This window comes from Actinoplanes octamycinicus (assembly GCF_014205225.1).
Lineage (GTDB): Bacteria > Actinomycetota > Actinomycetes > Mycobacteriales > Micromonosporaceae > Actinoplanes > Actinoplanes octamycinicus.
The window spans coordinates 2,063,642-2,074,523 of the sequence record NZ_JACHNB010000001.1; the positions used below are offsets into that span (position 1 = coordinate 2,063,642).

General features: G+C 70.7%; 9 protein-coding genes. 8 read left to right on the plus strand and 1 reads right to left on the minus strand.

All coding sequences use genetic code 11. The features are described 5' to 3' along the window. Positions 1-27: 27 nt before the first annotated feature. From BJY16_RS09305 to BJY16_RS09330, 6 genes are all read left to right on the plus strand, one after another. On the plus strand, positions 28-4,434 hold the full coding sequence (locus BJY16_RS09305; RefSeq protein WP_185038703.1) for a HAMP domain-containing protein: 4,407 nt from the start codon (positions 28-30) through the stop codon (positions 4,432-4,434). 28 nt (positions 4,435-4,462) lie between these two features. Continuing rightward, entirely contained in the window at positions 4,463-5,011 is a 549-nt protein-coding gene (locus BJY16_RS09310; protein ID WP_185038705.1) for a response regulator, read from the plus strand. 103 nt (positions 5,012-5,114) lie between these two features. Next, positions 5,115-6,599, plus strand: a complete 1,485-nt coding sequence (locus BJY16_RS09315) for a pectate lyase (protein WP_185038707.1) — start codon at positions 5,115-5,117, stop codon at positions 6,597-6,599. A 59-nt stretch (positions 6,600-6,658) separates the two neighbouring features. Continuing rightward, on the plus strand, positions 6,659-7,162 hold the full coding sequence (locus BJY16_RS09320; RefSeq protein WP_185038709.1) for a SigE family RNA polymerase sigma factor: 504 nt from the start codon (positions 6,659-6,661) through the stop codon (positions 7,160-7,162). Next, the gene (locus BJY16_RS09325; RefSeq protein ID WP_185038711.1) at positions 7,159-7,887 is read left to right on the plus strand and encodes a hypothetical protein; all 729 of its coding nucleotides are present in this window, start codon (positions 7,159-7,161) and stop codon (positions 7,885-7,887) included. Before BJY16_RS09320 ends, BJY16_RS09325 begins: the two co-directional genes overlap by 4 nt. A gap of 64 nt (positions 7,888-7,951) precedes the next feature. Then, positions 7,952-8,458: a GNAT family N-acetyltransferase gene (locus BJY16_RS09330; protein WP_185038713.1), complete on the plus strand. Its 507-nt coding sequence runs from the start codon at positions 7,952-7,954 to the stop codon at positions 8,456-8,458. Here BJY16_RS09330 and BJY16_RS09335 read toward each other — a convergent pair. Next, positions 8,432-8,758 (minus strand): STAS domain-containing protein, encoded by a 327-nt coding sequence (locus tag BJY16_RS09335; RefSeq protein WP_185038715.1) that lies wholly within the window; start codon positions 8,756-8,758, stop codon positions 8,432-8,434. The two genes, BJY16_RS09330 and BJY16_RS09335, sit on opposite strands and share 27 nt — an antisense overlap. A gap of 124 nt (positions 8,759-8,882) precedes the next feature. Here BJY16_RS09335 and hemL point away from each other — a divergent pair, with 124 nt between their 5' ends. Both hemL and BJY16_RS09345 read left to right on the plus strand, forming a co-directional pair. After that, positions 8,883-10,229, plus strand: a complete 1,347-nt coding sequence (gene hemL, locus BJY16_RS09340; protein ID WP_185038717.1) for a glutamate-1-semialdehyde 2,1-aminomutase — start codon at positions 8,883-8,885, stop codon at positions 10,227-10,229. Then, complete coding sequence (locus tag BJY16_RS09345; protein WP_185038719.1) at positions 10,226-10,882, plus strand: histidine phosphatase family protein; 657 nt, start codon at positions 10,226-10,228, stop codon at positions 10,880-10,882. The genes hemL and BJY16_RS09345 overlap by 4 nt, the downstream gene beginning before the upstream one ends.

Below are 10,882 nucleotides of genomic sequence, written 5' to 3' on the forward strand. Positions count from 1 at the left end.
GGCGTTCCGACAGCGAGTGAGGACAGCATGACTGCGGCCAAGGAAGCCACCGTCGGCGGGCCCGACGAGACCGTTCTGCTCGGTGAGCTCGCCGACGCGCTGCGCCGGGTCCGCCGCGGCGACCTCAAGGTGCGGCTGCCCCGCCGGGGTGGCCTCGCCGGAGCGGTCGCCGAGGCGTTCAACGAGGTCGTGTCGCTGCAGGAGCGGCAAAACCTGGATCTCCGGCGGATCAGCCGGATCGTCGGCCGGGACGGCCGGCTCACCGAGCGGCTCGACGAGGAGGGCCTGGACGGCTCCTGGGCGGACAGCGTCCGCTCGGTCAACTCGCTGATCGACGACCTGGGCCGGCCGACCACCGAGATCTCCCGGGTGGTCGGCGCGGTCGCCGAGGGCGATCTCTCTCAGCACATGGCGCTGGAAATGGACGGTCGACCACTGCGGGGTGAATTCCTGCGGATCGGCCGGACCGTGAACACGATGGTGGACCAGCTGTCGTCGTTCGCCGACGAGGTGACCCGGGTGGCCCGCGAGGTGGGCACCGAGGGCGAGCTGGGCGGCCAGGCCGACGTCCGGGGCGTGGCCGGCACCTGGAAGGACCTCACCGACTCGGTGAACACGATGGCCTCCAACCTGACCCACCAGGTGCGCTCGATCTCCCAGGTGGCGACCGCGATGGCCCGCGGCGACCTGTCGCAGAAGATCACCGTGTCGGCCCGCGGCGAGGTGGCCGAGCTGGCCGACACGATGAACGGGCTGACCGACACCCTGCGTCTCTTCGCCGAGCAGGTCACCCGGGTGGCGCGCGAGGTGGGCACCGAGGGCAAGCTGGGCGGCCAGGCCGACGTGCCGAACGTGGCCGGCACCTGGAAGGACCTCACCGACTCGGTGAACTCGATGGCGTCCAACCTGACCAGCCAGGTGCGCAACATCGCCCAGGTCTCCACCGCGGTGGCCAAGGGCGACCTGTCGCAGAAGATCACGGTGGCCGCGCAGGGCGAGATCCTGGAGCTCAAGGACACCGTCAACACGATGGTGGATCAGCTGTCGTCGTTCGCCGACGAGGTGACCCGGGTGGCCCGTGAGGTGGGCACCGAGGGCCGGCTGGGCGGCCAGGCGCAGGTCCGCGGCGTCTCCGGCACCTGGCGCGACCTGACCGAGAACGTCAACCAGCTCGCCGCCAACCTCACCGCCCAGGTGCGGAACATCTCGCAGGTCTCCACCGCGGTGGCCAAGGGCGACCTGTCGCAGAAGATCACCGTCGACGCGCGCGGCGAGATCGCGGAGCTGAAGAACACCGTGAACACCATGGTGGACCAGCTGTCGTCGTTCGCCGACGAGGTGACCCGGGTCGCGCGCGAGGTCGGCTCGGAGGGCAAGCTCGGCGGACAGGCCCAGGTCAAAGGCGTTTCCGGTACGTGGCGCGACCTCACCGACAACGTCAACTACATGGCGTCGAACCTGACCAGCCAGGTGCGCAACATCGCCTCGGTCACCACCGCGGTGGCCAAGGGCGACCTGTCGCAGAAGATCACGGTCGACGCCCGCGGCGAGATCCTCGAGCTGAAATCCACCGTCAACACGATGGTGGATCAGCTGTCGTCGTTCGCCGACGAGGTGACCCGGGTGGCCCGCGAGGTGGGCACCGAGGGCAAGCTCGGTGGTCAGGCGCAGGTGCGCGGCGTGGCCGGCACCTGGCGCGACCTGACCGACAACGTCAACTCGATGGCCTCCAACCTGACCAGCCAGGTGCGCAACATCGCCCAGGTCTCCACCGCGGTGGCCAAGGGCGACCTGTCGCAGAAGATCACGGTCGACGCCCAGGGCGAGATCCTGGAGCTGAAGAACACCGTGAACACCATGGTCGACCAGCTGTCGTCGTTCGCCGACGAGGTCACCCGGGTGGCCCGCGAGGTCGGCTCGGAGGGCAAGCTCGGTGGTCAGGCGCAGGTGCGCGGCGTGGCCGGCACCTGGCGCGACCTGACCGACAACGTCAACTACATGGCGTCGAACCTGACCGGCCAGGTGCGGAACATCGCCTCGGTCACCACCGCGGTCGCCAAGGGCGACCTGGGTCAGAAGATCACCGTCGACGCGCGCGGCGAGATCCTCGAGCTGAAGAACACCGTCAACACCATGGTCGACCAGCTCTCGTCGTTCGCCGACGAGGTCACCCGGGTCGCGCGCGAGGTCGGCTCGGAGGGCAAGCTCGGCGGACAGGCCCAGGTCAAAGGCGTTTCCGGTACGTGGCGCGACCTCACCGACAACGTCAACCAGCTCGCCTCGACGCTGACCATCCAGCTGCGGGCGATCGCCGAGGTGTCCACCGCGGTGACCCGCGGCGACCTGACCCAGAGCATCGCGGTCGAGGCCCAGGGCGAGGTGGCCGAGCTCAAGGACAACATCAACCAGATGATCGTGACCCTGCGCGACACCACCAAGGCGAACGCGGAGCAGGGCTGGCTCGACTCGAACCTGGCCCGGATCGGTGGCCTGCTGCAGGGCCAGCGGGACGTCGGCGAGGTCTGTCGCATGATCATGACCGAGGTGACCCCGCTGGTGGACGCCCAGCTCGGCGCGTTCTTCCTGGTCGACAACGAGGAAGCGGTGATGCGCCTGCGGCTGGCCGCGGCGTACGGCTACGTCGCCCGGGACCACGAGGTGACCTTCGGGCCGGGTGAGGGACTGGTCGGCCAGGCCGCGGTCTCCCGCCGCACGATCCGGGTCCGGGCCACCCACGACGGCATCCTGACCATGCGCTCCGGGCTGCTCGCCATGCCGCCGAACGACCTGGTGGTGCTGCCGGTGCTGTTCGAGGGCGAGATGCTCGGGGTGATCGAGTTCGCCTCGGTGGCGGCGTTCTCCGGGCTGCACCTGACGTTCCTGGAGCGGCTGGTCGCCACGATCGGGGTGGCGCTGAACACGATCCAGGCGAACCGGCGTACCGAGGAGCTGCTCACCCAGTCGCAGCGGCTGGCCCGGGAGATGCAGGACCAGTCGGCCGAGCTGCAGCGCACCAACGCCGAGCTGGAGGACAAGGCCAAGCTGCTGAGCGACCAGAAGGCGAACATCGAGCTGAAGAACCGGGAGATCGAGCTGGCCCGGCTCGGCCTGGAGGAGAAGGCCCAGCAGCTGTCCCGGGCCAACACCTACAAGTCCGAGTTCCTCGCCAACATGAGCCACGAGTTGCGTACCCCGCTCAACTCGCTGCTGCTGCTGGCCCGGCTGCTGGCCGACAACACCGACCAGAACCTGACCGAGAAGCAGATCGAGTTCGCCCGGACCATCCACAGTGCCGGCTCCGACCTGCTCTCGCTGATCGACGACATCCTGGACCTGTCGAAGATCGAGGCCGGCCGGATGGACGTGGAGCCGGACGTGGTCGACTTCGACGGCATCCGGAGTTACGTCGAGCAGGCGTTCGTGCCGCAGGCCGAGGAGAAGGGCCTGCTCTTCGAGGTGGAGCTGGCGCCGGACCTGCCGGACTCGATCGTCACCGACCCGCAGCGGCTCCAGCAGATCCTGCGCAACCTGCTGTCGAACGCGGTCAAGTTCACCGACAGCGGCTCGGTGACACTGAGCATCTTCGCCGCCTCCCAGGACACCGACCTGGACGTACCGTCGCTGGTGTCGTCCCGGCAGGTGGTCGCGTTCGCGGTGCGGGACACCGGGATCGGCATCTCGGACGAGAAACTGGCGATCATCTTCGAGCCGTTCCAGCAGGCCGACGGCACCACCACCCGCAAGTACGGCGGCACCGGCCTGGGCCTGTCGATCAGCCGGGAGTTCGCCGCGCTGCTCGGCGGCACCATCGCGGTCCGCTCGGTGCCGGGCGAGGGGTCGACCTTCACGCTCTACATGCCGGAGGCGCTCACCCCGGACGCGATCCCGATGCCGGTGCTGCCCGCGGCGCCGGCCAAGGCGGTGTCGGTCCGGCCGGCCGCGTCGCTGGACATGCCGCTGATGGAGTTGCCGCCGCTGGTCACGCCGCGCCCGGAGGAGCCGGCGCCGGCGGCCCACCCGGCCGGCCGGCAGCTGGACGGCGCCACCGTGCTGATCGTCGACGACGACGTGCGCAACGTGTTCGCCCTGACCAGCGCGCTGGAGATGCACGGGCTGCACGTTCTCTACTCGGACAACGGGGTGGACGGCGTCCGCATCCTGAACGAACATCCCGAGGTGGACATCGTGCTGATGGACGCGATGATGCCGGACCAGGACGGGTATGAGACCACCCGGGGAATCCGCCGGAATCAGCGTTTCCGCGACCTGCCGGTAGTGTTCCTGACGGCGAAGGCGATGCCCGGTGACCGGGAGTCGGCTCTCGCCGCCGGAGCCAGTGACTACATCACCAAACCGGTGGACCTGGACGAGCTGATCGAGCTGATGGCCCGCTGGGTGAACGCCGAGGAGACTGCCGAGCCGGAGCGCGGCTGACCGGTGGGAGGGAACGAGGTGAGCACGCGTGGGTGAGCGCGCCAAAGCACTGCTGGTCGACGACCGGAAAGACAACCTGCTGGCTCTGGAGGCGATCCTGCAGGGCCTGCCGGTGACCCCGGTGGCCGTGGAGAGCGGTGAGGCCGCGCTCAAGCAGCTGCTCACCGACGACTTCGCGGTGATCCTGCTGGACGCCCACATGCCGAACATGGACGGTTTCGAGACGGCCAGCCACATCAAGCGCCGGGAGCGGACCCGGCACGTGCCGATCCTCTTCCTGACCGCCGCCGACCGGGACGCCCAGCTCGCGCTGCGCGGTTACGCGGTGGGCGCGGTGGATTACCTGACCAAGCCGTTCGATCCGTGGGTGCTGCGCGCCAAGGTCTCCATCTTCGTCGAGCTGTGGGGCAAGAACCAGCAGCTCAAGGCGCAGGCCGAGGCGACCCGGGAGCGGGACGCGCAGTGGGAGCGGCTGACCGAGACGGTCGACGAGGCGGCTCGGGTGCTGCGGGCCGGCGGTGAGGACGCCGCCGCCGAGGCGCTGGCGCTGCTGGAAAAGGCCAGATGGGGGAACTGAGGGCTGGCCCCACTCCTGTGTGACCTGGGTCACATGAGGCAACGAAGTTGATCGCCGGTGCCACAAGCGGTCGAAGCCTCATCCCCCAGGAGCTAGGAGCAACATGCGGCACGCACACCCCGACGACGCCACGGCCGCGAGCCGGCGTCGCCGCCGGATGATCACGGGCCTGGGCGCGGCCGGCGCCGCCGGGGCGGTCACCGCGCTGGTGGCGGTCCTCGTCCCCCACGCCTCGGCCGCCAGCGCGCTGTTCAGCGACGACTTCGAGGACGGCGCCGGCGGCTGGGCCAAGTCCGGCGGCACCTGGTCGGTGGTGACCGACGGGTCGAAGGTCTACCAGCAGTCCAAGACGGACAGTGAACTCGCCCGGGTGTTCGCCGGCGAGTCCTCGTGGACCGACTACTCGGTGCAGGCCAAGGTCAAGGGCGGCAACCTGGGCACCGGCCTGGCCGGGGTGGCGGCCCGGGCCAGCGGCTCCTCGACCATGTACCGGCTGGCCCTGCTGGGCACCGGGAAGGCGGAGCTGCAGGCGGTCAAGGGCAGCGCGGTGTCGGTGCTCGGGTCGGCCGCGGTCCGTGGCGTGACCTCGTGGCACACGCTGCGGATCGACGTGGCCGGCAGCAGGATCACCGGGTACGTGGACGGGACCGCGATCGGGAGCGGGACCGGGTCGCTGCCGGGCGCCGGGCGGATCGGGCTGGTCACCAGCCGCGCGTCGGCGTCCTTCGACGACGTCTCGGTGAACCCGGTGAGCGGCGCGACCGCGACGGCGTCGCCCACCGTCTCCAAGACGGCTACCGCGACGCCGACCGCTTCCAAGACGGCCACCGCGAAGCCGACCGCCTCCAAGACGGCTACCGCGACGCCGACCGCCTCCAAGACGGCCGCCGCGACCGCCGCCCCCGCTACTTCCTGGCCGACCGCGACCGGATCCAAGCCGGTCACCTCGACCATCAAGGTCACCAGCAGCCTGGACGGCGGCAACGTCCGCTACTTCGGCAGCGGCGACCTGGGCACCGCCTCGCAGGACGAGGACCAGGGCCCGCTGTTCGAGCTGGCCGACGGCGCCACCCTGTCGAACGTCATCCTGGGCGACCCGGCCGCCGACGGCGTGCACTGCCTCGGCTCGTGCACCCTGACCAACGTCTGGTGGGAGAACGTCGGCGAGGACGCGGCGACCTTCAAGGGCGGCACCTCGGCGGTCTACACGGTGAACGGCGGCGGAGCCAGGGGCGCCGACGACAAGGTCTTCCAGCACAACGGCGGCGGCACGCTGACCATCAAGAACTTCCAGGTCAGCGACTACGGCAAGCTGTACCGCTCGTGCGGCAACTGCAAGACCCAGTACAAGCGCACGGTGGTGCTGCAGAACGTGACCGCGACCGGCAAGGCCAAGGCCCTGGTCGGCATCAACACCAACTTCGGCGACACCGCGACGCTCTCCGGCGTCACCGTGGTCGGCTTCCCCAGCCTGAAGCTCTGCGTGAAGTTCAAGGGCAACAACACCGGCGCCGAGCCGACCGAGATCGGCACCGGCGCGGACGGCGTCAACTGCAAGTACTCGGATTCCGACATCACCTTCAAGTGATGTCCGGTGGCCGCCGGGTGCCAGCCCGGCGGCCACCTTTCCCGATCTGAAGGGTTCCGATGCGCGACGCCGCCTATCACGCGTACTTCGAGCGGCACTACGACTCGTTGTCGCGGCGCGCCTACCTGATGATCGGGGACGCCTCGGCCGCCGACGACCTGGCCGCCGACGCGATGACCGAGGTGTGGCGGCACTGGAACCGGGTGCAGGCGGCCGACGACCCGGCCGCCTACGGCCACGGCATCCTGATGAACCTGGCCCGCAACTGGATCCGCCGGCGGAGCCGGGAGCGGCTGTTCTCCCTGGAAGTGCTCAAGCGGGTGCCGGAGCCGGACGTGCCCGCGGTGCTCGACGTCCGCCGTGCCCTGGCCCGGCTGCCCCACCGGCGGCGGGCCTGCGTGGTGCTGCGGTACGCGTTCGACATGTCCGAGCGGGAGGTGGCCACCACCCTGGGGATCTCCGAGGGCGCGGTGAAGAGCGCCACGTCACGCGGCGCGAGGCAGCTGGCCGAGATGCTCGGCGGCAGTCTGGCGCGAATCAACGGTTGGGAGGCGGCGCGGTGACGCTCACCGAGGACGAACTGCGCGCGGTGCTGCGCGCCGAGGCGGCGGCGCACACGCCCGACCGGATCGCGATCCTGAACCGGGTGACCGGGACGGCGGTGCGGACCGAGGCCGCGAGAGGGCGGCGGCCGCGGATCCGGATCGCGGGGGCGGCAGTCGCGGTGGCTGCCGTCGTCGGGGGCGGCGGCTTCGCGCAGTGGGCGCTCGCCGGGATGGGCGAGGAGCGACCCGCTCCGCCGCCGCCCCCGACAACCACCACGTCGGTGGCCCCGGCGGTCACCGAGACCGCTGCCCCGGTGAAGACCCGCCGGCCCACCCGGAGCAAGGCGCCGGCCACCCCACCCGCCAGCCCGCTCTGGTCCGACGGGTCGGTCGACGTGGGTGGCAAGCGGCAGGCCAGCAGCGTGGTGACGATCAAGACCGGGGAACGGCTGACCGCGCTCACCGTGACGATCCGGCTGGCCCGGACGCCCGAGCTGGTCTCCCGGGGCGGCAGCCAGCAGGTGCCCGGCGCGAGCGTGACCAGCGACGTCACCGAGGAGGGCGGCGCTCTGGTCTACCGGTTCACCCTGTCCTCCGGGGACACCCTGGAGCCGGGGACGTACACGTTCGTCGCGCGGTACACGTATGCGCCCGGCGGCCGGGACGCCCGGGCGGACACCTACGCCGCGGCCGCGACCAGCGGGAACGGCACGCCGCTGACGGTCGGTGGCGACTTCGGCTGAGGCGTTGTCCACAGGCGACGCGATGGCCGGGCGGGCTCCCAGGCGGGTGTGACAGCATCGCGGTATGCCCGACCTGACGTTGCGGGAGATGACCGCGCAGGAGTTCGACCAGTGGTTCGACGTCCAGGTGCGTGCCTATGCCGACGCTCAGGTCAGCGCCGGGGTCTGGCCGTCCGATGACGCGCTGCGGCGGTCCGCCGAGGCGCACGCGAGCCTGTTGCCGGCCGGCCGGGACACCCCCGCGATGATCTTCCTGCGCGGGTTGCGCCCGGACGACGGCGCGGTGATCGGCACCTTGTGGATCACCCTGGAGCATCCGCGGGGTGTGCCGGACTGCGCTTTCCTGTTCGACATCGAGGTCGTCGAGGAGCACCGCTCCGCCGGTTACGGCCGGGCCCTGCTCGCCGCCGCCGAGGAGGTCGTGCGCGAGCGCGGGATCAGCGCGCTGGAGCTCAACGTGCACGGCAACAACGCCCACGCGATCAGCCTGTACGCGTCCTCCGGTTACCGGCTGATCACCCAGCAGATGCGCAAGGGCCTCACGTCAGGGAGTGCTGATCATGAGGGCTGACCGGAGCCCGGTGATGTCCAGCACCCGCATCAGGAAATCGCCCACGTTGGCCAGCGCCAGCACGGTCTGGTTGTGCTGCGCCTTGCGGCTGAGCACCACCAGCGTGCCCAGGCCCTGCGAGTCGCAGAAGGTGACGCCGGACATGTCCAGCACGATGCGACCGGGCGGCTCGGCGGCGAGCAGATCGTTCACAAGAGTGGACAGCTCGGTGACCGTGAGCACGTCGATCTCCCCGGCGAGTTGCATGACCACCTCGTCCGGGGCGCGCTGAACCGCGATGGACAGCTCGGGTCGCTCCACGCCGGTCAGCCTATCCTCTTACACGCCAATCGGCCCGTCGGGCGCGGTCAGATCGGGTTGTTCCGGACATCATCCGGTGACGTGAACAACCCTCTCACCATAGGCGCTCGTACCCGCTGACAGAATGGGAACCGCTGTGACCACGACATATCCCACCGCGGATCTTCCGTATCCGGAGGACGCCCCGGTCTCCCAGGCCCTGTTCGACCGCGCCCAGGCCATCGTTCCCGGCGGGGTCAATTCACCTGTGCGTGCGTTCCGCGCGGTCGGTGGCACGCCCCGATTCATGGCCCAGGGCAGCGGCCCGTGGCTGACCGACGTCGACGGCCGGCGTTATGTGGACCTGGTCTGCTCCTGGGGCCCGCTGATCCACGGCCACGCCCACCCGGAGATCATCGCGGCGGTGCAGCGGGCGGCCGCGCTCGGCACCAGCTTCGGCACCCCCACCGCGGGCGAGGTGGACCTGGCCGAGGAGATCGTCCGGCGGACCGCCGTCGACGAGGTCCGGCTGGTCAACTCGGGCACCGAGGCCACCATGACCGCGATCCGGCTGGCCCGCGGCTACACCGGCCGGTCCAAGATCGTGAAGTTCGCCGGCTGCTACCACGGGCACGTGGACGCGCTGCTGGCCGCGGCCGGCTCCGGCGTGGCGACGCTCGGGCTGCCCGACTCGCCGGGCGTGACCGGCGCGGCCGCCTCCGAGACGATCGTCCTGCCGTACAACGACGTCGACGCGGTGACCGCGGCCTTCGCGCGGGACGGCGGCGAGATCGCGGCGATCATCACCGAGGCGGCGCCGGGCAACATGGGCGTGGTCCCGCCGCGCGGCGGCTTCAACCAGCGGCTGGCCGAGATCGCCCACGCGAACGGCGCGCTGCTGATCGTCGACGAGGTGATGACCGGGTTCCGGGTCTCCGCCGGCGGCTGGTCCGGGCTGGACCCGGTCGACGCCGACCTCTACACCTTCGGCAAGGTGATGGGCGGCGGCCTGCCCGCGGCGGCCTTCGGCGGGCGCCGGGAGATCATGTCCCGGCTCGCCCCGGCCGGCCCGGTCTACCAGGCCGGCACCCTCTCCGGTAACCCGCTGGCCTGCGCGGCCGGCCTGGCCTCGCTGCGGCTGGCCGACGCCGACGTCTACAAGCGCCTGGACCAGACCGCCAGCACGGTGGGCGAGCTGGCCGTGGCGGAGCTGAACCGGGCCGGCGTGCCGCACCGCATCTCGTACGCGGGAAACATGTTCTCGATCTTCTTCACCGAGAACGAGGTCACCGACTACGACTCGGCGAGGACTCAGGACGCCGCGGCGTTCAAGGCGTTCTTCCACACCATGCTGGCGCGCGGGGTCTATCTGCCGCCGAGCGCCTTCGAGTCGTGGTTCGTCTCGACCGCGATCGACGACGCCGCGCTGGAGCAGATCGCTTCCGCGCTGCCACACGCGGCCCGGGCCGCAGCCGCAGGGAGCCAGGCGTGACCGAACCGACCAAGACCACCGTGCACGTGTTCCGGCACGGCGAGGTCCACAACCCGACCAAGATCCTGTACGGCCGGCTGCCCGACTTCCACCTCTCCGAGCTGGGTCACCAGATGGCCAAGGCGGCCGCCCAGGCGCTCGCCGGCCGGGACGTGACGCACGTGGTGGCCAGTCCGCTGGAGCGCGCGCAGGAGACCGCCGCGCCGATCTCCGCCGAGTTCAAGCTGGAGACCGCCACCGACGTCCGGCTGATCGAGAGCTCGAACTACTTCGAGGGCAAGCGGGTCTCGGTCGGTGACGGCGCGTTCAGCAACCCCCGGCACTGGTGGGTGCTGCGTGACCCGATCACCCCGTCCTGGGGCGAGGCCTACCTGGTGATCGCGCAGCGGATGTTCGAGGCGGTGCAGGCCGCCCGGGTGGCGGCCGAGGGGCACGAGGCGGTCTGCGTCTCGCACCAGCTGCCGATCTGGACGCTCCGGCGGTATGTGGAGGGCAAGCGCCTGTGGCACGATCCGCGCAAGCGGCAGTGCGGCCTGGCCAGTCTCACCTCGTTCCGCTTCGAGGGGTCCAAGGTGGTCGGCATCGACTACACCGAGCCGGCCGCGCACCTGGTCGCGCTCTCCGCCACCGCCAAGACCGCCAAGGGAGCCTGA

Bases quoted from the DNA above. Each gene is read 5' to 3' on its own strand.
- BJY16_RS09305 (WP_185038703.1), top strand. From the start codon at position 28: ATGACTGCGGCCAAGGAAGCCACCGTCGGCGGGCCCGACGAGACCGTT.
- BJY16_RS09315 (WP_185038707.1), top strand. From the start codon at position 5,115: ATGCGGCACGCACACCCCGACGACGCCACGGCCGCGAGCCGGCGTCGC.
- BJY16_RS09320 (WP_185038709.1), top strand. From the start codon at position 6,659: ATGCGCGACGCCGCCTATCACGCGTACTTCGAGCGGCACTACGACTCG.
- BJY16_RS09330 (WP_185038713.1), top strand. From the start codon at position 7,952: ATGCCCGACCTGACGTTGCGGGAGATGACCGCGCAGGAGTTCGACCAG.
- hemL (WP_185038717.1), top strand. From the start codon at position 8,883: ATGGGAACCGCTGTGACCACGACATATCCCACCGCGGATCTTCCGTAT.